Below are 23,106 nucleotides of genomic sequence, written 5' to 3' on the forward strand. Positions count from 1 at the left end.
GATATTTTTCGAAAATAAACTTTAGCCGTTAGATACAAATCGACTAAAACTACGATATTCGTGTCTAAACTCACTAGGCGTAGTGTTTTTGTTTTTCTTAAAAACACGATTAAAGTTTGCAATATTATTGAAACCACATTTAAACGAGATTTCGCTTACGGTTAAATCTGTTTCAATTAAATATTTTGTTGCGTGGATAATTCTAAAATCGTTAATATAATTAATAAACGTTTTTCCGGTACGTTTCTTTATAAATCGGTTAAACGAACTCGGACTCATATTAATAAGGTTAGAGATTTCGTTTAGGGAGATTTTGGTATGAAAATTCATTTCAACATAATCTTTAATCTTCATAATCTTCTTGCTATTTTCAAATTCTCCAGCCAAATTATCGCTATGCGATAGTAATCTATAGTCTTTTTCTTGAGCTAAACTTTCTAATAAATCTAATAATTGTGTGTGGTCTGCAATGGTATTTGTGTTTTTTAAAGCCATAATTTTCGATTGTAGCTTTAAGGCGGTTTCTTTCGAAAATTGTATGCCTTCTTTCGATTTAGATAATAAATCTTTAATTTTTTTAAAAACGCTTGTCGATAAAATTTTATCAGTAAATAACCAATTATGAAATTGAATGGTAATTTCTTTTATTTCGTTGCTTTTACAACGATGCATTTCCCAACCATGTTCTACGTTCGACCCTATTAAGGTTAATTCTACATCGTCTATCTCTTCAATATTATCACCAACAATACGTTTTATACCTTTCCCGTTTAGTATAAAATTGAGTTCTAATTCCGGATGAAAATGAATGGGGAAATTAAATTGCTTCTTTAATCTATTGATGATTAAAAACAATTCATCCTGATTTAATAGCGTTAATTCTCTATGTATATTTTCACACATGATAGTTAATTTGTTTGGTTAGACGAAACGATTTGTAATAAAGAGGATTTAAACTCGGTATTACATTGTGATTATTACAATATACAATAATATTTGTAGTTTAAGTATGTTGTTTTAGGTAAATTCGTAATGTTAGTGTTAAAAAAATAAGGTATTTTAAATATTTGTCAATTTTATAATATGGTGTGTGGAATTATCTAGGTTTCGGTTGAATATGGGGTAGTCAAATATTACGAATAAGGCTTTAAAGTTGTTAATATGTAAATTCATTATTATTTAGCGATATTTTTATGTTATCAGTAGAAAAAATGCTAATAATGCGATTAGTTTTTATATTTTAGGAGAGCACTAACTAAAATGTATTAAAAATTAAAACCATAGTATCGCATGAGTAATTATCATATAAAACATTTAGAAGAATATTATCAAGTTTACAGGAAATCGGTTAGAGAACCCGAAAATTTTTGGGCCGAAGTTGCAGAAGAACATTTTATGTGGCGTAAACGATGGGATAAGGTGTTAAGTTGGGATTTTAAGAAACCAGAAATAAAATGGTTTGAAGGTGCCCAGTTAAATATTACCGAAAATTGTATAGACAGACACCTTAGAACAAAAGGCGATAAAACTGCTATTATTTTTGAACCGAATGACCCGAATGATCCCGCAGAACATATTTCGTATCAACAATTACATGATCGCGTTTGCCAAATGGCTAATGTGCTAAAGCGTAAAGGAATTAAAAAGGGAGATCGTGTGTGTATTTATTTACCCATGATTCCAGAATTAGCTATTTCACTTTTGGCTTGTGCTAGAATAGGAGCCATACACTCTGTGGTTTTTGCAGGATTTTCATCGAAAGCATTATCCTCTCGTGTAAACGATAGTGAGTGTAAAATGGTAATTACTGCAGATGGATCTTATCGTGGTTCTAAAACTATCGATTTAAAAGGTATCGTAGATGGTGGCTTAGAATCGTGCCCTTGTGTAGAACATGTTTTGGTGGTGAATAGAATTAATTCGGAAATAACCATGAAAGAAGGACGCGATGAGTGGTTACAACCTTTATTAGATGCCGCATCTCCAGTATGTGAACCCGAAATTATGAACGCAGAAGACCCTTTATTTATTCTATATACATCGGGATCTACCGGAAAACCAAAAGGGATGGTACATACCACTGGAGGATATATGGTATATACCGCTTATACTTTTAAAAATGTATTTCAATATAAAGATGGCGATGTGTACTGGTGTACGGCAGACATTGGTTGGATTACCGGACATAGTTATATTGTTTACGGTCCATTAGCAAACGGCGCAACTACACTTATGTTTGAAGGCGTACCTCATTATCCAGATTTCGGAAGATTCTGGCAAATTGTAGAAAAACATAAAGTCAATCAATTTTATACGGCTCCTACAGCAATTCGAGCTTTAGGAAAACAAAATATTAATTTTGTTGAAAACAGCGATTTATCATCTTTAAAAGTTTTAGGGTCTGTAGGAGAACCCATAAACGAAGAAGCATGGCACTGGTATAACGATAATATTGGAAAACATAAAAGTCCGATTGTTGATACTTGGTGGCAAACCGAAACAGGAGGGATCATGATTACACCAATACCTTTTGTAACACCAACAAAACCAACGTATGCTACCTTACCATTTATAGGGATCCAACCCGCCTTGTTAGATGAGGTTGGGGAAGAGCTTAAGGGCAATCAGGTAGATGGTCGTTTGTGTATTAAGTTTCCTTGGCCATCTATTGCTCGTACCATTTGGGGAGATCATGCCCGATATAAAGACACTTATTTTTCTGCCTTCGAAAATATGTATTTTACAGGTGATGGCGCTTTAAGAGACGAGGTTGGATATTACAGAATTACTGGTCGCGTGGATGATGTTATCATTGTTTCTGGACATAATTTAGGAACGGCTCCTATAGAAGATGCCATAAACGAACATCCAGCAGTTGCAGAATCTGCCATTGTAGGATTCCCTCACGATGTAAAAGGAAATGCACTTTACGGGTATGTTACTTTAAAAGAAACTGGGGAGTCTAGAGATCAGAATAACTTAAGAAACGAGATTAACCAATTAATTACAGATCGTATTGGAGCTATTGCTAAATTAGAAAAGATTCAGTTTACAGATGGCCTACCTAAAACGCGCTCTGGAAAAATTATGCGTCGTATTCTTAGAAAAATAGCAAGTAACGATCTTAGTAATTTAGGAGATACAAGTACCTTGTTAAATCCGGAATGTGTACAAGATATTATAGATAAAAGTCTTTAATACTTTTAAGTCCCGGCTAGAAAGATGTAGACCGTATTATAGCTGAAGGCTTAAAAAGTAGAGATGATAAAGCAAAAAAAGAGGCTGTCCAAAAAGAATTAAAATCCGTCATTCTGAACTTGATTCAGAATCTCATGATATTGATAACCAATTATGTGAGAACCTGAATCAAGTTCAGGTTGACGAAAACTCTTCTTTTATGACAGCCTCTTTTCTTTATATTACTTTTTCTTTGGTTTAAATACAGGTAGTAATTCGGTTTTAACTTCTCCGAAACCAATTCGGGTACCATCATTTTCGCAATACCCTCGCATGATCACCGTATCGTAATCGTTTATAAATTTACGTTCTGTTCCGTCTTTTAAAGTTATGGGTTTAGAACCTCTCCAAGTTAATTCTAGCATAGACCCTAAAGAATCTGGAGTTGGACCAGAAATCGTACCACTTCCCATTAAATCGCCAGAATTTACTGGGCAACCATTTATGGTATGGTGCGCTAATTGTTGCGACATATTCCAATACATATATTTGAAATTAGAATGACAAACAACAGTTTCTTTTGCCGTTTTAGGTTGAATAGCAACTTCTAAATTAATATCGAAACTCTTTTTGCCTTTTGTTTGTAAATAAGGCATTTGTGCTTTTACAGGTTTCGGACCTTGAACTCTAAATGGTTCTAAAGCATCAAGTGTTACAATCCATGGCGACATAGAAGAAGCAAAATTCTTTGATAAAAATGGTCCTAGAGGCACATATTCCCAACTCTGAATATCTCTAGCACTCCAGTCGTTAAATAATACTAGTCCGAAAATATATTCTTCAGCTTCATTTGCTGGAATAGGTTCTCCTAAATCATTAGCATCAGTAGTAATGAACCCCATTTCTAATTCAAAATCAACAAATTTTGAAGGTCCAAATACTGGTTCTGTAGCATCAGGAGGTAAGGTTTGTCCTTGTGGTCTGTGAATAGGAATTCCAGATGGAATAATAGACGAACTTCTTCCGTGATATCCTACAGGTATATGTAACCAATTAGGTAATAAGGCATTTTCAGGATCTCTAAACATGGCCCCAACATTTGTGGCATGTTCAATGCTTGAATAAAAATCGGTATAATCTCCTATTAAAACGGGCAGTTGCATTTCTATTTCATCTAAACGAAATAGTACAATTTCTTTATGTTGTTTATTATCTTTTAAAATATCGTTTTCAGCATCAAAAATTTCGGCAATTCTATTACGTACTGCTCTCCAAGTTTTTCTACCGTCGGCAATAAAGTCATTTAAAGTATCTTGAAGAAATATATCGTCTGTTAAAGGAATATCGTTAAAGTAGCCTAATTGATGCAGGGCACCAAGATCGATGGCCGTATCTCCAATTCGGGTTCCTATAGTAATAATGTCGTCTCGGGTAAGAAATACACCGAAAGGAATATTCTGAATAGGAAAATCCGAATTTTTGTCGACATGTAGCCATGTCTTACGATCTGGATTGTTGGCTGATATTTGCATAACGTTGTTGTTAGTTAATTGTTTAATAAATTCTATTCAAATATATGTTTTTTGATGTATTTAACTAATCTATTTGTTATTTTTGAGGAATTTTTAACGATAATTATAATGATGCAACGCGACGAACAAATTTTTGAATTAATAGAAGCCGAAAAACAACGCCAATTACATGGTTTAGAGTTAATTGCTTCGGAAAACTTTGTAAGCGACCAAGTAATGGAAGCTGCAGGTTCTGTTTTAACTAATAAATACGCAGAAGGCTACCCAGGTAAGCGCTATTATGGTGGCTGTGAGGTAGTTGATGAGGTAGAACAAATCGCGATTGATCGTGCAAAAGCTCTTTTTGGAGCGGCCTATGTAAACGTACAACCACACTCTGGAAGTCAGGCAAACACAGCTGTTTTTGCGGCTTGTTTAAAACCTGGAGATAAAATTTTAGGTTTCGATCTTTCTCATGGTGGACATTTAACGCACGGTTCTCCGGTAAACTTTTCAGGAAAATTATACAATCCTTCGTTTTATGGTGTAGACCAAGAAACAGGAATTTTAAACTACGATAAAATTCAAAAGGTAGCTACAAAAGAGCAACCTAAGTTAATTATTGCTGGTGCTTCAGCATATTCTCGTGATATCGATTTTAAACGTTTCCGTGAAATAGCAGATAGTGTAGGGGCAATTTTAATGGCCGATATTTCTCATCCTGCTGGATTAATTGCAAAAGGAATTTTAAACGATCCAATTCCGCATTGTCATGTAGTTACAACGACAACGCATAAAACCTTAAGAGGTCCAAGAGGAGGAATGATTATGATGGGTGAAGATTTTGATAACCCATTTGGATTAAAACTTAAAAATGGAAGTTTAAGAAAGATGTCTTCTTTATTCGATTCTGCCGTATTTCCAGGAAACCAAGGAGGCCCATTAGAGCATATTATTGCCGCTAAGGCGATTGCTTTTGGTGAAGCTCTTACAGACGACTACCTTAATTATATGCTACAAGTAAAGAAAAATGCATCGGCAATGGCAGACGCATTTGTAGCCAAAGGTTATAATATTATTTCTGGAGGAACAGATAACCACATGATGCTTATCGACCTTAGAAATAAAAATGTTTCTGGAAAACAAGCTGAAGAAGCCTTGGTGAAAGCAGATATTACAGTAAATAAAAACATGGTACCTTTTGATGATAAATCACCTTTTGTAACTTCAGGTATTCGTATTGGTGCTGCCGCAATTACAACTAGAGGTTTAAAAGAAAGCGATATGCAAACTATTGTTGATTTAGTTGACGAAGTTATTGTAAACTTAGAAGATGATGCTGTTTTAGCGTCTGTAGCAACTAAAGTAAATGCATTAATGGCAGAACGTCCGTTATTTGTATCTTAAAAAGATAACAAACAGTTTATATAAATAAAAAGGCTGTCCTAAAATTTAAATTTTCGTCAACCTGAACATGATTCAGAATGACGGTTTTAAATACTTTTAGGATAGCCCTTTTTTATGGGTGTTAGAAAAAAAATATGTAACCGTATTTAATACAGGTTACATTTTTATTTATACTGACATAAATAGGAGGTTTGCTCTGAAACCTTTACTTGAAACGTTTTATTAGCATCGATCTCGTAAGATTCTCCCGCTTTAAAATTTTCCCAATTGCTAGATTCTGGTAATAACACGGTCATACTTCCTTCTATAACATTCATGGTTTCATGTTTGTTGGTGGCAAATTCGTACGTTCCAGCTTCCATAACCCCTAAAGTTGATGCTCCTGTAGCCGATTGATAGCCTAAAGATTTTACATTTCCTTCAAAGTAGGTGTTGCTTGATATCATAATATATGGTTTTAATGAACCTTAAAAGTATAACAATGCTTTATTAAGGCCAAGAGAACTGCCAAGAAACCGAAAATTCCTTAACGACAACAAATAAAAAATCGCCTAAAAATTGCTTTCTAGACGATCTCTCTTTGTAAATGATACATTTGGGAATTAATCGTTGAAATAGAATCCGTTTGGACCAACACCCACAGTATAGGTATTTATTAATGATCCAGATAACGAATATTCGTAAGTGGTTCCGGCAGAAGCAAAATCACCAGCATCTGCGATGTAAATTTTATCATCTTCTACAGCAAACCCGTACATCGCTCCGTATTCTGAAGTTGATTCGTATTCTAACACTTGAGCGAAAGAATTTTCGTCGGCATTTGTGTTTAGTTTAAATACAGAAGTTGCATTTGTAAAATACATAATGTCATCTTCAATATGTAATTGTTTTGCATTTTGAAGTTCTGCAGGTAAATCAATTTTTAAAGCAATAGTATTTGTGCTTAAGTTGATTTTAAAAATAGAAGAACTAGTTGAAACGGCATTATTAGTTAAAACATATAAACTTCCGTCTTCTTCCTCAAGAGAATTAGGAGAATTTCCTTCACCTAAATCAATTTCTGTAGTCGATTCTGTATTTGGGTCTAATACCGTAACACGGTTTCCAGCACCAAAATATCCATTAGCAAAATAGATCATGTCATCGTCTTCAATAACACGCTCTGCATTCTTCATATTAAATGTAGAGGTAGAATAATCTGTTAAATCTATAACTGTAACAAAGTCGTCTGAACCATCATCCCATCCGTTAGAGTTGGTTACATAGGCCTTACCTTCTGCAATAGCACCATATCTAGGAGATGCAAGATCTGAATCTATAGTTGCAATATATTCGAAAGAATAACGGTCTACTACTGTAATTTGATTTGAGGCTCCCGAAATTATATAGGCATGGTCATCATCAAAAAACATACTTTGTAAAGCATCTCCAAGTTCTGAAGCTGTAGGGTTCACATTTTCAAAAATATCATTGTCTTGAGAACCATCTTCTCCTATAAATGTAACTCCAGAAGTTCTAGGGTTTCCAAATTGTCCTTCGTTTAAAACAAAATAACCATGGTCGTAAATGCCATTTGGTACATCGGGTGTATTATCGTCATCGTCTTTGCTACAAGAGCTAAACATAGCTGCACTAACTAAGGCAACTGCAAAAAATTTGTGTATCTGTTTCATAGTGTAATAATTAAAAATTTATATTTAAGTAAATTGAATAATTTCGTCCAGGCATATATCTACTAGAAACACTTTGGTAGTTTTCGTTCCATATATTATTAAGCTGTCCTCCTAAAGTAAAGGTGTTACAGAAGGTGTAATCTAATCCGATATTTGAGATTTGATAGCCATCTAATTCATATTTTGAAATATTATCTGTAGTTGTAAATACGTTTCCTACATACATAAACTGATAAAAGCAGATATATTTTTAAAGCTATAACCTAAACTTGCAGTTGCTTTATGATAAGGCACATAAATAAGTTGTTTATTGGTAGCTTGGTTTTCTGAAACCGTGTACGCATAGGTGCTATTAACGGTTATTTGATGTTGGTTAAATGTTTTTGTATACTGTAGGAGTCCTTCTAAACCGTAGGTAATTACATGATCTGTATTAATAGGTTGCCAATTAGAACCGTTTGGTAGCCATCTAATCATATTTGTAATGTCGTTATAATAGGCGGTTAACGACAGGTTTATATTTTTAAATTTAAGATGATTTCCTAGTTCTGCTTGATAGGATGTTTCTGGTTTTAAGTCGGGATTACCACTGCCTTCCCAATACAAATCGTTAAAGGTTGGAATTCTAAAATTTTTAGACCCATTAATCGTGATATAATAAGGCGAACTAATTTGAATTTGTAGGCCTAAATTATATAAAAACGGACTGTTATAACTATCTGTAAGCTCTTGCCTGAAACCTAATTCGTATAAAAACCACGTGGTTAATTGATGCTTGTAAAGAAGATTAAAACTTGCTATTTGTCGTTTTTCATCATCTATGCTTGAGCCTTCACCTTTGTTTTGTGTATAATCGGCAATCGCATTAAGCGTTATTTTTTCTGAAGGGGTATAGGTAAAATCGTATTTTGCGATTATAGAGTTTACACCCCCAAAAGCATTCGAGTTGGTATTTATATTATCGAAATATTTATAATCTTCGGTAATATAAGCTAGTTTCAATTTCGATATTATGTTATTGTAGAACCCATTCCATTCAATTAAATTTCGGGTATTAAAATCCTGATATTTAGTAGGCGTTTCATTAGGAAGAATTAAAGAAAAATGGCGCTCCCCATCAAAAGCATAACTATACAATTTTAGTATATTTTTGGTGTTTAATCTATAACTAATATTAGCATTTAAACTGGTATTGTAATAGGCGCCGTTGCGATTATAATTATCGGAATCTACAAATTCATAATCGTTATCTGAGCTGTTTCTACTAATACTAATATTGGCGCTTAAATTATTTACCACTATGTTACTTTTATAATTAAATAATAGGGTATTAAAACTTCCGTAACGGCTATGTATGGTATTTTTAAAACCTTCAGAATAGTCGAATGCATTATTTAAATGAATACTTCCGCCAATCGCACCACTCCCGTAAATAACACTACCGCCACCACTTCTTACGCTAATCGCATTAAAATCTGAAGTGTTTAAGGTGTTAAAATCTGTTTGTCCGTTAAGCTGAGAATTTATATTTATCCCATTCCAAATAACAGCGGTTTGTTGCGCAGTTGTGCCTCTAAAAGAAGGTGAGGATACCATGCCCAAACCATTTTCTTTAAAATAAATAGGTGTGTTATAATTTAAAAGCGAAGTTAAAGAGGGCTTATTTATTGAGATGATACTATCCGATAAGACTAAAATAGATTGAGTATTACTAAATGTTTTTAGTTGCGAGTCGGTGGTGATTAAAACTTCTTCTAAATTTTGAACCGCATCGGTTTGCGCAGCAAGAGTTGCTGAAAAACACAAGGAAATTAAAAAATAGAGTGATAGTTTTTGTTTCATATATCTTAAGACCTTTTTCCCGAAAGCCGTTCGTTTATGCTGAATTTGGCAGGTCTCCTGACTTTCGTCTTGTTAATTCACCTTCCCAATTTAAAATTAAAATCAGTGGTATGTTGAAGTATCAATAACAAGCATTTTGCTAAGCAAAACTAAGATTACAGTTGCGGGAACAGTTTGAGATTTGCACTCAATTCCCATTTAATCCATCACTTAAAGTAATATGAACCAAAATTCGCAGCAAAAATAAGGATTTTATTATTATTGGAATGTAAATCCCACTTTTTTTGTAGAGTAGTTTGTAAGGAGACAGATATAACCTTTCAAAAAAAATAAATATTTTTATTTTGACTGAAATTTATATGCTTACATTTGAAGTGTTTTTAATGTTAAAATTCTTGATTCTTATCGGTGTTTAAAAACCATTTTACAGTCCGTTTTAATTAATATTTAAACTATGTCTTTACAGTTAAAATCTTTATTATTAGTCTTTTTAGTGTTTGTTTTCAGTTGTAAAAACGAAGCAAAACAAGTTAAAGAAGTTCAAGATCCAGGTGTTGATTTACCTTTAAAACACGCTAAAGGATTTTCTGTTAAAACGTATAAAAATTACAAAGTTTTAGAGATTTATAGTCCGTGGCCAAAAGCAGAAAAGACCTATAAATTTGCTTTGGTAGATAGAGCTTTTCAGGATAAGGTAGATTTAAAATCATCCGATTTTGAGGCGGTAATTCCAATTCCTATTGAGCGCATTGTAGTAACATCTACTACACATTTACCAGGATTGGAATTGTTAGATGAAGCGCATAAATTAGTTGGTTTTCCAGGCACTCAATATGTGTCTTCAGAGCATATTAGACATCGTATAGATAATAATGAAATTCGGGAACTTGGAAAAAACGAAGGTATAAATACCGAGGTGTTGTTAGAATTGCGACCTGAGTTAGTAATGGCTTTTGGTGTAGATGGGAATAATCGCGCTTTAGAGCAAGTAAAAAATGCAAATATTCCTGTGATGTACAATGGCGACTGGGTGGAAACATCTCCACTAGCCAAAGCCGAATGGATAAAACTTTTTGGTGTACTTTTTAAAAAGGAAGCCCAAGCCGATCAGGTTTATAATATTATAGAAACCGAATATGTAAACGCTAAAAAATTAGCAGCTACGGTAAGTGATAAGCCGAGTATTTTAAGCGGTGCTATGCATAAGGATGTGTGGTATTTACCTAACGGGACGAGTGCCGAGGCCCAATTGCTACAAGATGCGAATACCAATTATTTATGGAAAAACACACAAGGAGCAGGGAGTTTAGCGCTTAATTTTGAAACCGTTTTTAATAAAGCAAAAGCGGCAGATATTTGGGTAAACCCGTCGTTTTATGCAAGTTTAGAAGATTTAAAAACGGCGAATCAACATTATTCTAAATTTACTGCATTTAAAGCTAAGCAAATCTACACCATGGCAAATACTAAGGGTGAAACCGGTGGTGTTTTGTATTATGAATTGGGTCAATCTAGACCAGACTTGGTGTTGAAAGATTTAATTAAAATTTGTCACCCAGAATTACTTCCAGATTACGAACTTTATTTTTATCAAAAACTAAACTAATTGCCTAATCAACCCAAATATAAACAGGCCTTTTTTGTGCTTTTTGTACTGCTTGTATGTTGCTTTTTTATCAACATAAGTTTGGGGTCTGTTTCTATTCCTATACGAGGCGTTATTAATAGTGTTTTTGCGCATTCATCTCACGAATCATGGACTTATATTATTCAAAATTATAGATTACCAAAGGCTGTTACAGCCATATTAGTAGGGTCGGGATTGGGCGTGTCGGGCCTTTTAATGCAAACATTATTTAGAAATCCTCTTGCCGGACCTTTTGTTTTAGGCATAAGCTCTGGGGCAAGTTTAGGCGTGGCTTTAGTTATATTAGGGTCGGGCCTTTTTGGAGGTGTATTTGCCGGTATTTTAATTTCGAAATGGAGTGTGGTTATTGCAGCCAGTTTAGGTAGTTTTTTAGTTTTGTTGGCGGTACTTATTGTGTCTTCGAGGGTTCGCGATACCATGGCCATTTTAATTATAGGACTCATGTTTGCAAGTATTACAGGAGCCATTGTAGGTGTGTTATCTTATTTTAGTTCGGCAGAACAATTACAGCGCTATGTGTTTTGGGGCTTTGGGAGTTTAGGCAATTTATCTTGGCAAGAACTCCTTGTTTTTGGACTCATTTATAGTGTTGGTTTGGTTTTAAGTTTAGCTTCTGTAAAAGCCTTAAATACCTTGTTATTAGGCGAAAATTATGCCAAAAGTTTAGGCTTACACCTAAAGCGAAGCAGATTGTATATTATTTTAGCAACAAGTTTATTGGCAGGTACGATTACCGCGTTCGCAGGGCCGATTGCTTTTATAGGTTTGGCCATTCCGCATGTTGCGCGTTTGGTTTTTAATACGTCTAATCATAAAATATTATTACCGGCAGTGGTACTATTTGGGGCTATTATTATGTTGATTTGCGATACGATTGCTCAAATTCCGAATAGCGATTACACATTACCTATCAATGCAATTACCTCGTTGGTAGGCGCTCCAATGGTGATTTGGTTATTAGTACGGAAACGAAATTTAATGTTTTAATGGAAGAAAATCAGAAACATATAATTTTAAGAACGGAAGATTTAACCATTGGATATCGATCTACATCGGAGAAAACCATAATCGCGGAACATATAAATATTACCCTTGGTAAAGGAGAACTTGTTAGCTTAGTGGGAGGTAATGGTATAGGAAAATCTACGATGTTACGTACACTTACTAACACACAGCCAGCCTTAAGCGGTCAAGTTTTTATTAATAATAAAGCCGTAGTAACTTATGATGCTCTAGCTTTAGCACAAGTGCTTAGCATTGTATTTACTGAAAAATTGACCTCGAAAAATTTATCGGTTTTCGAATTGGTAGCCTTGGGGCGCCATCCTTATACCAATTGGATTGGAAGCCTATCTGACTTGGATGTTGAAAAAATTAATAATGCGTTGCAGTTAACGCATATTGAACATTTAAAGCATAAAAAGTGTTTTGAATTAAGCGATGGCCAACTTCAAAAAGTGATGATTTCTCGCGCTTTAGCTCAAGATACCGATTTGATTATTCTCGATGAACCTACCACGCATCTAGATATGTATCATAAAGCCTATGTTTTAAAATTGCTTCAACGCTTAACCAAAGAAACAGGAAAAACCATTTTGTTTTCGTCTCACGAAATTGATTTAGCCATTCAGCTTTGTGACAAAATGATAGTGATGACTCCAGAATGGGTGGTTTCAGATTCGCCATGTAACCTTATAGAACAAGGGGTGTTTTCTACATTATTCCCAGACGATTTAATTAAGTTTGATCCGTCAACAGGAAGTTTTCGGGTGAATAAATAGGCGAAGTTTCTTTAGTTTTCAAGCTATTTTTTTCCATTAAAAACAAGTATATTTGAGTGTTTTCAACCAAATTTCATGAGCGATACTATCATATTATTAACGTCTATAGGCCTTTCGTCTGCAATAGGATTTTTTATAGGATTTACCATTTCAAAATTAAAAAGTAAAGGGGAATATGGCCGATTGGAGGAACGAAATGCACAATTGCTTCAGCAGTATAATGATTTTAAATCCGATGCTGCTGCTCAAAATCTAAAGCAGGAAGAGGCATTTAAAGCACAGTTAGAAGACCTCCAGAAATACAATGCTAAAATTGAAAGTGATCGTGAAAGTATTAGACGAGAAAAGGATTTTTTAAATGAAGCGTTTACACGTAAATCTACCGAATTTCAAAATTTGCAAGAACAAAATGTACAGCGCGATAAAGATATGGTGAAGCAACAAGAACAACTCCGAAAGGATTTCGAGTTGCTTGCTGCTAAAATATTAGAAGAGAAGTCTGAAAAGTTTACCCATCAGAATAAAGAAAATCTAAAACTTATTTTAAATCCGTTGCACGAAAAAATTCAAGGTTTCGAGAAACGAGTAGAAGAATCTCAAAAGGAAAATATAGGTATGCATTCTGCCTTGAAAGAGCAATTGTTAGGATTAAAAGATTTAAACCTTCAAATGTCTAAAGAGGCAACCAATTTAACACGGGCTTTAAAAGGCGATAGTAAAATGCAAGGCAATTGGGGCGAATTGGTGCTTGAACGCGTGCTAGAAAAATCTGGTTTAGAGAAAGACCGCGAGTATTTTGTACAGCAACATTTTACACGTCCAGATGGTACACGTGTGTTGCCAGATGTGGTTTTACATTTGCCAGATAACAAACGCATGATTATAGATTCGAAAGTGTCGTTAGTGGATTATGAACGGTTTGTAAACGCCAACGAAGCCGAGCGTATATTGCATTTAAAGGCGCATGTAAACTCTATCCGCCGACATGTCGATCAGCTTTCAGCTAAAAATTATCAGGATTTATACGATATCGATTCGCCAGATTTCGTCTTGCTTTTTATTCCTATAGAACCTGCTTTTGCCGTTGCGATAAATGAGGATAATGCACTGTATAATCGAGCTTTCGAGAAGAATATCGTGATCGTTACGCCGGCGACCTTATTAGCCACGTTACGAACGGTGGACACCATGTGGAACAACGAAAAACAACAGCGAAATTCATTAGAAATTGCAAGACAAGCGGGAGCGTTATACGATAAATTTGAAGGCTTGTTAAAAGATTTAACTGGGGTGGGAAAGAAGTTAGACGATGCTAAAAAAGATTATGCGTCTGCCATGAATAAATTGGTAGATGGCCGAGGAAATTTAGTAACAAGTGTTGAGAAATTAAAAAAGATGGGCGCTAAAGCGAAAAAGCAATTGCCTGAAGCCGTTTTAAATCGGGCTATAAACGAAGAGGAATAAAAAAAGAGGCTGTATAAAATGTTGAGTTTTCGTCGACCTGAACTTGATTCAGGTTCTCACATATCGTGTTATCCATGTGATGAGATTCTGAACTAAATTCAGAATGACGAGTTTTAATACTTTTTAAACAGCCTCTTTTATTGAATTGTGTGATTTAACACTTAGTATGCTTCAAAATCTTCTTTACGAGTTTGTGGTTTTTCGTAGTCTTCAATTTGAACTTTATCGTGAGTAAATAAATTGGCAACAACCAAAATAAATCCTAACATTAAAAGTGTAATCACTACAAAATTATCTAATATATCTAACATACCCGAGATGGCGAATCCGAAAGAAACGACAATGGTGAGTATGAATGACATTTTATCTGAAAGCATAATGTGTTTAGGTTTTAAATTCCTGTATAGTTACTAGGTGTAATAGCTTTTAATTCTGTTTTAATAGCATCTGATACCTCTAAGGTATCAATAAAATTTGCAATAGACAACTGATTGATTTTTTCGTTTGTTCGTGTTAAACCTTTTAAAGCTTCATAAGGATTTGCATAGCCTTCACGACGTAAAATAGTTTGAATCGCTTCTGCCACTACTGCCCAGTTATTTTCTAAATCTTCGGCAAATTTATCCGTGTTTAAAAGTAATTTATTCAATCCTTTTAAAGTCGATTCAAAGCCAATTAATGTATGGCCAAATGGCACACCAATATTTCTTAAAACCGTACTATCTGTTAAATCACGTTGTAACCTAGACACAGGTAATTTGGATGAAAGGTATTCAAAAACCGCATTTGCCATACCTAAGTTTCCTTCACTATTTTCAAAATCGATTGGATTAACTTTATGTGGCATAGCAGAGCTTCCTACTTCACCTTTTTTAATACGTTGTTTAAAATAATCCATAGACACATAGGTCCAAACATCGCGATCTAAATCGATAAAAATATTGTTGATACGCTTTATATTATCAAATAAAGCAGCCATATGGTCGTAATGCTCAATTTGTGTAGTTGGGAATGAATGGTGTAATCCTAATACATCTTGTACAAAGTTACGTCCGAAAACTTTCCAGTCGATATGGCTATAAGCGACATTATGAGCATTGAAATTCCCTGTAGCTCCACCAAATTTGGCAGCATGAGGAATAGTTTCTAATAATTGATATTGCTGATTTAAACGTGCCACAAAAACTTCAACTTCTTTTCCTAAACGTGTAGGAGAAGCTGGTTGGCCGTGAGTTCTTGCCAACATTGGTACATCTTTCCACTCAATCGCTAAATCTTTTAATTTCTCTTTTAGTGCAAGAAATTTAGGGATATAAACGTTGTTTAAAGCTTCTTTAATGCTTAAAGGAATAGCTGTATTATTAATATCTTGAGAAGTTAGTCCGAAATGGATAAACTCTTTGTATTGTGAAATGTTTAAAGCATCGAATTTTTCTTTAATGAAATATTCTACGGCTTTAACATCGTGATTAGTTACACTTTCAATTTTTTTAATAGACAAAGCATCTTCAGTAGAAAACGACTTGTAAATAGTACGTAAATCTTCGAATAAATTACTATTAAAATCTTTAAGTTGCGGTAATGGAATTTCGCAAAGCGCAATAAAATATTCAATTTCTACTTGAACTCTATATTTTATTAAAGCTTCTTCAGAAAAATAAGGTGCTAGTGAATTTGTTTTACTTCTGTAACGACCATCAATTGGTGAAATAGCATTAAGTGTTGTTATTGGCATAGTGTAAATTTTTTCAAGTGCAAATATAAGCATTTCGTTGCCTTTGTTAGCCGATATTTTAAAAGGATTTCGTTAAATATTTCGGAATAATAACACCAATTTTTACTTTAATTTACGGAATCTTAATTTTCTTTAAAATATGTCTGGCTCGTGCTTTAAAAGCAGCACTTTGCACATGATAATCACGACTTAAAATATCGGCGAGTTCAGGGTAAATCCAATCATATTCCTTGCCAAACAAATAAAGAGTTTGCATGGCGTAGGCTTTTGTGGCTACTTTTTCATCTTTTATTAAATAATCGAAACACACAGAAATGATACGCTCTTTTATTTCTGGAGTTAAAGCGTTTCTTAAATAAAAGTTCATTTTATCGGTATTGGCTTTTGCTAGATATTCGCAAATTTTAGCCACCGGACGTACAGCAGAATCTAAATGTACAGTATGCATCTTTGCAGTGAAAGTATCTAAATAAGGATAGATAATAGCTAAGTGTTCGGCACAAGCAAATTCTAAAACCCAAGCGGCTTTACACGATATTTTATCATCTATTTTAAACAAAATGTCTAAAAGCGTAGGCATTAAATCGGGGTGTTCAAAAACAAGGGAAGCAAATTTTAATCGGTTTTCACGGGAGTGATTAACATAATTTAATTGCTCGTAAAGTTGCTCTGTAGTCACTTAATTTTTATATTTTTAAGTCTTAAATTTAATAAAATGAAAAGTCTTAAGAAAATATTGTTACTACTATTGGTGCTGTTTGTAATTGCTCAGTTTTTTGGACCAGAAAAAAACACTGGAGATTTAACTTCGGTAGAACCTTTTCTTGAAGCTACGAATCCGCCCGAAAATGTTGCAGCTATTTTAAAAGAAAGCTGTTACGATTGCCATAGCAGTCATACACGATACCCATGGTATAGTAATATTACACCCGTAAATTATTGGTTGGCAGACCATGTTAACGATGGTAAAAAACATTTTGATTTTAGTAAGTGGAATGCTTATTCTGTAAAGAAAAAAGATCATAAAATTGAAGAATTAATTAAGATGGTTGAAGAAAAAGAGATGCCATTAAAATCGTATACGCTGGCACATAGCGAAGCTAAATTATCGGCTTCAGATATAGAAGCGGTAAAAGAATGGGCAGAACATGTGCGTATTCAGTTAACTTTAATTCCGAAGCCACAATAATTTATGACCAACATATTAATTATTGGTTTTGTTTGGCCAGAGCCTAAATCGTCTGCTGCCGGAAGTCGGATGATGCAACTTATTGAAGCCTTTAAAATTAATAAAGCGCAAATCACTTTTGCGAGTCCAAGTAGTAAAAGCGAACAAGCCGTATCATTAAAAGAATTAGGTATTGCCGAGCAACATATTGTTTTAAACGATACCAGTTTCGACCAATTTATAAAGGAATTACAACCCGATGTTGTGATGTTTGATCGCTTTATGATGGAAGAACAATTTGGGTGGCGAGTTACCGAACAGTGTCCAGATGCTATAAAAATATTAGATACAGAAGATTTACATTGTTTAAGAAAAGGGCGCCAGCAAGCCTATAAAGAAAAAACAGAATTTAATGATCGCTATTTATTTAATGACATTGCGGTTAGAGAAATTGCAAGCATTTACAGGTGCGATTTGAGTTTAATGATTTCTGAAGTTGAAATAGATCTTTTAAAAACCAAATTTAATGTGCCATCAAATCTTTTGGTTTATGTTCCTTTTTTATTCGAAGATTTACCAGTAGAAGATCAAAATAAACTACCTAATTTTCAAGATCGTCAACATGTAGTAACGATTGGTAATTTTTTACATGAGCCCAATTACCAATCGGTTTTGTATTTAAAACAAACGCTTTGGCCACTTATAAAAACAAAATTACCAAAAGCAGAGCTTCATATTTATGGGGCTTATGCCTCACAAAAAGTAAATCAGTTACAAAATATTAAGGAACGTTTTTTTATTAAAGGTTTTGCTAATGATGTTAATGAGGTGATGAAACATGCCAGAATTTGTGTGGCGCCATTGGTGTTTGGTGCAGGATTAAAAGGGAAATTAACCGATGCTATGGCACACGGAACGCCTTGTGCCATGTCTACAATTGCGGCAGAAGGCATGTTTGGCAATATGGAACCCAATGGTTTTATAGAAGATGATGCCGAGCAATTTGCATTAAAAGTTTCAGAATTATACACTAATGAAACCCTTTGGAAAGAAAAACAATATTTCGGATTTAAAAATTATAATTCTCGATTTAATAAGTCGTATTTTCAACAACAGTTTTTAGAGCGTGTACATCAGGTTCAGAAACAATTAGAAATTCATCGTTTGACTAACTTTACTGGAACCATGCTACAACATCACAGCATGCAAAGTACTAAGTTTATGTCGCGATGGATTGAAGAAAAAAATAAACAACATTAGCTAGCATTGTAGTATGAATTGGATTCTAATTTCGGAAATTGCATATATTATTCTTGTTCTATTTGTATGCTTGCGCATCATTTACGACACCCACCACATCACCAAAACGCTTTCGTATTTATTACTTGTGGTATTTGTTCCTGTGTTTGGAATGTTCTTTTATTTCTCCTTCGGAATAAATTATCGGAACCGAAAAATGTACAGTAAAAAACTTTTCAAAAATGTAAAATTTGAAAGGCAATTAACTGTAGAGTTACGAAAATATGCAAGGGAGATTATTTCTAACAAAGGGGACCTGTTAGCGTCTAATAAGAAGTTGGTTAAACTTTTACTTACCGAAATTGCAAGTCCGTTAACCAACAATAACGAAGTAGATTTGCTAATAAACGGAGAACAGAAATTTCCAGAAGTTTTAAAAGCTATTGAAGCAGCTAAATATCATATTCATCTAGAATATTATATTTTTAATAATGATAAAATAGGGCAACAAATAGAGGAAGCACTGATTAAAAAAGCTAAAGAAGGGGTAACTGTTCGTTTTATGTACGACGATTATGGAAGTAGTTCCATTAGGAAAAGTCTAGTGTTACGTTTGCGAGAAGCGGGTATCGAGGCCTTTCCGTTTTATAAAATTAAACTTATTTATTTAGCTAACCGCATGAACTATAGAAACCACAGAAAAATTATTGTTATCGATGGTCGTGTTGGTTTTGTGGGCGGAATAAATGTTAGCGATAAATACATAAACTCTATAGAAACAGAACCTTTTTCGTATTGGCGAGATACACATTTAAAAATTCATGGACCAGCGGTTTGGTATTTGCAATATCTGTTTTTATGCGATTGGAATTTTTGTGCAGATTGTAGTTTAGAACCGTCTGATCATTATTTCCCAGAATTAGAATCTTTTAAAACAACCGATAGCATTGCGGTACAAATAGCAGCTAGCGGACCAGATTCAAGCACGCCAACCATATTATATTCTTTGCTTCAAGCGATTAGTTTAGCCGATTCCGAAATTTTAATAACCACACCTTATTTTATACCAAACGAGAGTATCATGGATGCGTTGTGTATTGCTTCTATGAGTGGTGTAAAAGTGAAATTATTGGTGCCTTTTACTTCGGATACCAATTTAGTTAACGCAGCGTCTCGATCGTATTATTTAGAATTGCTAAATGCAGGGGTAGAAATTTACCGTTACAAAAAGGGATTTGTACATGCTAAAACCTTAACCATAGATGATGAAATTGCAATTGTAGGTTCGGCCAATTTAGATTTACGTAGCTTCGATTTAAATTTTGAAGTAAACGCTATTGTATACGACCGAGGTATCAATAAAGCACTGAAAGAGGCTTATTATAATGATTTAAAAGACGCTGATAAAATTGAATTAGAACGCTGGAAACAACGGTCTTGGTACCATGGGTTTATCGAGAACTTAGCTCGTTTAATGTCACCTTTATTATAGTTTGAACTGAATTATTTTCGTTTTAAATGCTTTATTCTACTGTATAATGTAGGATGAGAATAGTGCATAAACACATAAGCTGGATGTGGGGTAAGATTGCTTAAACTGTGTTTAGATAATTTTTTTAACGAGCTAATAAGCGATTCAGAATTATAAGTGTGCTTAGCATAATCGTCTGCTTGATATTCGAATTTTCTCGAGAATACGTTCATAATCAAACCGGTGATTTCACTAATCGGACTATAAAGTAACCCAAAAGCAATTAAGCCGACATGGAAACTTGGAATGCTTACCCCAATGGCATGCGATAATATAGGCTTGGCTATAAATAGCGATAAGATATATAGCGTTAATCCGGTAAGTAAAATGGAGGTTACCAAATTAATAATAATGTGTTTCTTTTTATAGTGTCCAACTTCATGGGCCAATACAGCTACAATTTCATCTTCGTCTAAGTCATTCACTAAAGTGTCGTAAAGGGTAACCCGTTTTTCGCTGCCAAAACCAGAAAAATAAGCATTTGCTTTGGTGCTTCGTTTAGAGCCATCTATAATAAAAATATTATCTAACTGAAAGCCCACCGTTTTAGCATACTCAGAAATCTTATCTCTTAATGATCCCGACTCTAAAGGCGTTTGTTTATTGAATAACGGTACAATGAGTTTGGCATAAAACATATTTACTAAAAGACTAAAAACGGCAACTAAAGCCCAAGCATATAACCAAAAATGATTTCCAGCGATATCGTAAAACCAGATAATTAGTGCTAAAATACCACCACCAATTACGGCAATCATGAGCCAGCCTTTAAGTTTATCTATAAAAAAAGTTGCTTTTGTGGTTTTGTTAAATCCAAATTGCTCTTCGATTACAAAGGTTTGATAGTAAGAAAAAGGCGTTGTTAATAGGTCGCTTCCTAGCATAATAATTCCGAAGAAAATTAAGGATATTACAATGTTGTTATCGCTAAATTGTCGGGCTATACCATCGATATATTCAAAGCCACCAAAAAACAAAAAGGCTAAGGTGAGTATTAAAGAAAAACTCGAAGTAAATAAGTTAAATTTATAATTTACGGCTTTATAGCGTTGCGATTTTTTATACTCCGCTTCATCGTAAACATCCTGCAATGCTGTTGGTAAGGGATCATTAAAATGTTTCGCATTTAAAGCATCTAGAATTTTATCGACTATAAAATCGATTACAATAATGGCAATAATAATATAGAATAGGGTAGTAGCTGTCATAGCAAAAAGGATAATTAAATCTTGAAAGATTAAGCGAATTGTCTTTGGCGTTTGGCTTCGAAAACTAAAATTCCGGCAGCTACAGATACGTTCATAGAATCTATTTCGCCTTGCATAGGAATTATAATATTTTGTGTCGATTGGTTAAGCCATTCGTTGCTTAAACCCGTTGCTTCTGTACCAACCACCAAAGCTGTTGCTGTTGTAAAATCTTGTGTATGGTAGGGTTTAGAGGCTTGTAAGGCAGCACAAAAAATAGGAATGTCTTTAGATTTTAAAAAGGAAATAATTTCTGCGGTGCTTCCAGAAGCCACCTGATTTGTAAAAACGCAGCCCACACTAGAACGGATAATATTTGGGTTGTACAAATCGGTTTTAGGATTGGCAATAATAAAGGCGTCTACATTGGCAGCATCGGCGGTACGTAATAATGCTCCAATATTTCCTGGTTTTTCAGGAGCTTCGGCAATTAAAATTAACGGATTTGGTTTATTAAATTCGAGTTCGTTAAGACCTAAGGTTTTTGTTTTTGCTACAGCTAAAACGCCCTCGGTCGTATCTCGATACGCCAGTTTTTGATATACATCTTTAGTGACTTGAATGAGTTGTGTGCTTGCTGTTTGCAGGACTTCTATTTGATTAGTTTCAATAAAATCATTGCAAAACAGTAAGGTTTCAATGTCATATTTTCCTTTTATAGCAAGCGAAATTTCACGCTGACCTTCAATTAAAAATAAGCCAGATTTCTTACGTTCTCTAGACTTGTCTTTTAATTGAACCAATTGTTTTATGTAACTATTTTGGGTACTTGTTATTTCTTTCATAACTTAAAAAAAGCAAAAGTAAATGTTTTATATGTAATTAATGGCTTTTGCATTCGTCCAAAAGGTATAAATCATTAAAAGAAACCATGAAAAACACTTTACTACTATTACTATTAGTTGCTTTTGCTTCTTGTAAGCAAACAACAGAAACAAAGACAGCGGAAGAGAAAATTACAGAAGAAGTTGAAACCACAAAGGTTATAGAAAAACAATATCCAGAGTCTATTGCTAAGGTATTTGAAGCACATGGCGGACTGTCTACCTGGAAAAGTATGAATACTTTAGAGTTTACTATGGAAAAACCAGACGGACCAGAAATTACCACCACCGATTTAAAAAGTAGAAAAGCACGTATTGAAATGCCAAATCATGCCTTAGGCTTTAATGGAAATACGGTATGGGTACAAAATAAAGGTGAAGCAGACTACGAAGGAAAACCTAAATTTTATTATAACTTAATGTTCTATTTCTATGCTATGCCTTTTGTATTGGCTGATGATGGTATTACATACAGCGAAGCAGAACCTTTAACATTTGAAGGGGTAGCCTACCCCGGAATTAAAATTTCTTATGGTGCTGGCGTGGGCTCTTCACCAGATGATGAATATATTATTTATTACGATGCCAATACTAACCAAATGGCCTGGTTAGCTTACACCGTTACATTTTTTGCTAAAGAAAAAAGCGAAAAATTTAGTTATATAAAATACGGAACTTGGCAAGATGTAAATGGTGTAAAATTACCGAAAGCCATAACATGGTATAACGTAGTAGATGGAAAACCTGTAGATGTAAAAAGAGAGGTTGAGTTTTCAGACGTAAAACTAGCAAAAGACAAAAAGGCTGCTTCTTTTTATGAAGCTCCAGAAGGATCTCAAATTATAGAATAATCTAGAAA

General features: G+C 34.2%; 21 protein-coding genes and 1 riboswitch. Of the genes, 10 read left to right on the forward strand and 11 right to left on the reverse strand.

Translation table 11 applies throughout. The features are described from left to right. Positions 1–21: 21 nt before the first annotated feature. Positions 22–903, reverse strand: coding sequence for an AraC family transcriptional regulator (locus A9D35_RS00135; RefSeq protein WP_066217591.1), 882 nt, complete (start codon positions 901–903; stop codon positions 22–24). 387 nt (positions 904–1,290) lie between these two features. On the opposite strand from A9D35_RS00135, the gene acs reads away from it, so the two are divergent. Then, the gene (gene acs, locus A9D35_RS00140; RefSeq protein ID WP_066217593.1) at positions 1,291–3,198 is read left to right on the forward strand and encodes an acetate--CoA ligase; all 1,908 of its coding nucleotides are present in this window, start codon (positions 1,291–1,293) and stop codon (positions 3,196–3,198) included. Positions 3,199–3,419: 221 nt separating this feature from the next. Here the strand turns inward: acs and fahA are convergent, their stop codons facing one another. Further along, positions 3,420–4,709, reverse strand: coding sequence for a fumarylacetoacetase (gene fahA / locus A9D35_RS00145; RefSeq protein WP_066217596.1), 1,290 nt, complete (start codon positions 4,707–4,709; stop codon positions 3,420–3,422). A gap of 111 nt (positions 4,710–4,820) precedes the next feature. Between fahA and glyA the strand changes: the two genes are divergently transcribed. Continuing rightward, on the forward strand, positions 4,821–6,095 hold the full coding sequence (gene glyA / locus A9D35_RS00150; RefSeq protein WP_066225651.1) for a serine hydroxymethyltransferase: 1,275 nt from the start codon (positions 4,821–4,823) through the stop codon (positions 6,093–6,095). 164 nt (positions 6,096–6,259) lie between these two features. On the opposite strand, the gene ppnP is transcribed toward glyA, so the two are convergent. The 4 genes from ppnP to A9D35_RS00165 form a co-directional block, all read right to left on the reverse strand. Further along, complete coding sequence (gene ppnP / locus A9D35_RS00155; RefSeq protein WP_066217599.1) at positions 6,260–6,541, reverse strand: pyrimidine/purine nucleoside phosphorylase; 282 nt, start codon at positions 6,539–6,541, stop codon at positions 6,260–6,262. A gap of 156 nt (positions 6,542–6,697) precedes the next feature. Further along, on the reverse strand, positions 6,698–7,768 hold the full coding sequence (locus tag A9D35_RS00160; protein ID WP_066217601.1) for a DUF5074 domain-containing protein: 1,071 nt from the start codon (positions 7,766–7,768) through the stop codon (positions 6,698–6,700). A 10-nt stretch (positions 7,769–7,778) separates the two neighbouring features. Next, positions 7,779–7,994, reverse strand: coding sequence for a TonB-dependent receptor (locus tag A9D35_RS19350; protein ID WP_262487468.1), 216 nt, complete (start codon positions 7,992–7,994; stop codon positions 7,779–7,781). Then, complete coding sequence (locus A9D35_RS00165) at positions 7,985–9,610, reverse strand: TonB-dependent receptor plug domain-containing protein (protein WP_262487469.1); 1,626 nt, start codon at positions 9,608–9,610, stop codon at positions 7,985–7,987. Before A9D35_RS00165 ends, A9D35_RS19350 begins: the two co-directional genes overlap by 10 nt. Before the next feature lie 30 nt (positions 9,611–9,640). After that, positions 9,641–9,855, reverse strand: a riboswitch (cobalamin riboswitch). A gap of 209 nt (positions 9,856–10,064) precedes the next feature. On the opposite strand from A9D35_RS00165, the gene A9D35_RS00170 reads away from it, so the two are divergent. The 4 genes from A9D35_RS00170 (at position 10,065) to A9D35_RS00185 (ending at position 14,503) form a co-directional block, all read left to right on the forward strand. Next, positions 10,065–11,216, forward strand: a complete 1,152-nt coding sequence (locus tag A9D35_RS00170; RefSeq protein ID WP_066217603.1) for an ABC transporter substrate-binding protein — start codon at positions 10,065–10,067, stop codon at positions 11,214–11,216. Further along, a complete protein-coding gene (locus tag A9D35_RS00175) occupies positions 11,217–12,245 on the forward strand; it encodes a FecCD family ABC transporter permease (RefSeq protein WP_066217606.1) in 1,029 nt (342 codons plus the stop codon). Then, on the forward strand, positions 12,245–13,039 hold the full coding sequence (locus A9D35_RS00180) for an ABC transporter ATP-binding protein (protein WP_066217609.1): 795 nt from the start codon (positions 12,245–12,247) through the stop codon (positions 13,037–13,039). The genes A9D35_RS00175 and A9D35_RS00180 overlap by 1 nt, the downstream gene beginning before the upstream one ends. Before the next feature lie 75 nt (positions 13,040–13,114). Next, positions 13,115–14,503: a DNA recombination protein RmuC gene (locus A9D35_RS00185; RefSeq protein ID WP_066217611.1), complete on the forward strand. Its 1,389-nt coding sequence runs from the start codon at positions 13,115–13,117 to the stop codon at positions 14,501–14,503. A 161-nt stretch (positions 14,504–14,664) separates the two neighbouring features. Here the strand turns inward: A9D35_RS00185 and A9D35_RS00190 are convergent, their stop codons facing one another. The 3 genes from A9D35_RS00190 to A9D35_RS00200 all read right to left on the reverse strand — a co-directional run bounded on the left by A9D35_RS00190 (position 14,665) and on the right by A9D35_RS00200 (position 16,917). Continuing rightward, positions 14,665–14,880: a hypothetical protein gene (locus tag A9D35_RS00190; protein ID WP_066217613.1), complete on the reverse strand. Its 216-nt coding sequence runs from the start codon at positions 14,878–14,880 to the stop codon at positions 14,665–14,667. A 14-nt stretch (positions 14,881–14,894) separates the two neighbouring features. Further along, positions 14,895–16,238 (reverse strand): adenylosuccinate lyase, encoded by a 1,344-nt coding sequence (purB, locus tag A9D35_RS00195; protein WP_066225652.1) that lies wholly within the window; start codon positions 16,236–16,238, stop codon positions 14,895–14,897. Positions 16,239–16,350: 112 nt separating this feature from the next. Further along, positions 16,351–16,917 (reverse strand): HEAT-like fold family protein, encoded by a 567-nt coding sequence (locus A9D35_RS00200; protein ID WP_066217615.1) that lies wholly within the window; start codon positions 16,915–16,917, stop codon positions 16,351–16,353. Positions 16,918–16,953: 36 nt separating this feature from the next. Between A9D35_RS00200 and A9D35_RS00205 the strand changes: the two genes are divergently transcribed. From A9D35_RS00205 to cls, 3 genes are read left to right on the forward strand one after another with little or no spacing between them, the layout of a single operon-like run. Then, entirely contained in the window at positions 16,954–17,427 is a 474-nt protein-coding gene (locus A9D35_RS00205; protein WP_066217617.1) for a heme-binding domain-containing protein, read from the forward strand. A 3-nt stretch (positions 17,428–17,430) separates the two neighbouring features. Beyond that, on the forward strand, positions 17,431–18,666 hold the full coding sequence (locus tag A9D35_RS00210; protein WP_066217619.1) for a glycosyltransferase: 1,236 nt from the start codon (positions 17,431–17,433) through the stop codon (positions 18,664–18,666). 13 nt (positions 18,667–18,679) lie between these two features. Next, positions 18,680–20,137, forward strand: coding sequence for a cardiolipin synthase (gene cls, locus A9D35_RS00215; RefSeq protein ID WP_066217621.1), 1,458 nt, complete (start codon positions 18,680–18,682; stop codon positions 20,135–20,137). Between the two features lie 11 nt (positions 20,138–20,148). On the opposite strand, the gene A9D35_RS00220 is transcribed toward cls, so the two are convergent. Together A9D35_RS00220 and A9D35_RS00225 are read right to left on the reverse strand one after the other, a co-directional pair. Beyond that, positions 20,149–21,384, reverse strand: a complete 1,236-nt coding sequence (locus tag A9D35_RS00220) for a M48 family metallopeptidase (protein ID WP_066217623.1) — start codon at positions 21,382–21,384, stop codon at positions 20,149–20,151. Positions 21,385–21,413: 29 nt separating this feature from the next. After that, on the reverse strand, positions 21,414–22,208 hold the full coding sequence (locus A9D35_RS00225) for a TrmH family RNA methyltransferase (protein ID WP_066217625.1): 795 nt from the start codon (positions 22,206–22,208) through the stop codon (positions 21,414–21,416). A gap of 86 nt (positions 22,209–22,294) precedes the next feature. On the opposite strand from A9D35_RS00225, the gene A9D35_RS00230 reads away from it, so the two are divergent. Then, on the forward strand, positions 22,295–23,098 hold the full coding sequence (locus tag A9D35_RS00230) for a DUF6503 family protein (protein ID WP_066217627.1): 804 nt from the start codon (positions 22,295–22,297) through the stop codon (positions 23,096–23,098). Positions 23,099–23,106: the final 8 nt, after the last annotated feature.

Source organism: Formosa haliotis, from assembly GCF_001685485.1.
In the GTDB taxonomy this organism is placed as follows: domain Bacteria; phylum Bacteroidota; class Bacteroidia; order Flavobacteriales; family Flavobacteriaceae; genus Formosa; species Formosa haliotis.

Coding starts and splice junctions, on each gene's coding strand:
- A9D35_RS00135 (WP_066217591.1), bottom strand. CDS start 903: ATGTGTGAAAATATACATAGAGAATTAACGCTATTAAATCAGGATGAA.
- acs (WP_066217593.1), top strand. CDS start 1,291: ATGAGTAATTATCATATAAAACATTTAGAAGAATATTATCAAGTTTAC.
- fahA (WP_066217596.1), bottom strand. CDS start 4,709: ATGCAAATATCAGCCAACAATCCAGATCGTAAGACATGGCTACATGTC.
- glyA (WP_066225651.1), top strand. CDS start 4,821: ATGCAACGCGACGAACAAATTTTTGAATTAATAGAAGCCGAAAAACAA.
- ppnP (WP_066217599.1), bottom strand. CDS start 6,541: ATGATATCAAGCAACACCTACTTTGAAGGAAATGTAAAATCTTTAGGC.
- A9D35_RS00160 (WP_066217601.1), bottom strand. CDS start 7,768: ATGAAACAGATACACAAATTTTTTGCAGTTGCCTTAGTTAGTGCAGCT.
- A9D35_RS19350 (WP_262487468.1), bottom strand. CDS start 7,994: ATGTATGTAGGAAACGTATTTACAACTACAGATAATATTTCAAAATAT.
- A9D35_RS00165 (WP_262487469.1), bottom strand. CDS start 9,610: ATGAAACAAAAACTATCACTCTATTTTTTAATTTCCTTGTGTTTTTCA.
- A9D35_RS00170 (WP_066217603.1), top strand. CDS start 10,065: ATGTCTTTACAGTTAAAATCTTTATTATTAGTCTTTTTAGTGTTTGTT.
- A9D35_RS00180 (WP_066217609.1), top strand. CDS start 12,245: ATGGAAGAAAATCAGAAACATATAATTTTAAGAACGGAAGATTTAACC.
- A9D35_RS00185 (WP_066217611.1), top strand. CDS start 13,115: ATGAGCGATACTATCATATTATTAACGTCTATAGGCCTTTCGTCTGCA.
- A9D35_RS00190 (WP_066217613.1), bottom strand. CDS start 14,880: ATGCTTTCAGATAAAATGTCATTCATACTCACCATTGTCGTTTCTTTC.
- purB (WP_066225652.1), bottom strand. CDS start 16,238: ATGCCAATAACAACACTTAATGCTATTTCACCAATTGATGGTCGTTAC.
- A9D35_RS00205 (WP_066217617.1), top strand. CDS start 16,954: ATGAAAAGTCTTAAGAAAATATTGTTACTACTATTGGTGCTGTTTGTA.
- A9D35_RS00210 (WP_066217619.1), top strand. CDS start 17,431: ATGACCAACATATTAATTATTGGTTTTGTTTGGCCAGAGCCTAAATCG.
- cls (WP_066217621.1), top strand. CDS start 18,680: ATGAATTGGATTCTAATTTCGGAAATTGCATATATTATTCTTGTTCTA.
- A9D35_RS00220 (WP_066217623.1), bottom strand. CDS start 21,384: ATGACAGCTACTACCCTATTCTATATTATTATTGCCATTATTGTAATC.
- A9D35_RS00225 (WP_066217625.1), bottom strand. CDS start 22,208: ATGAAAGAAATAACAAGTACCCAAAATAGTTACATAAAACAATTGGTT.
- A9D35_RS00230 (WP_066217627.1), top strand. CDS start 22,295: ATGAAAAACACTTTACTACTATTACTATTAGTTGCTTTTGCTTCTTGT.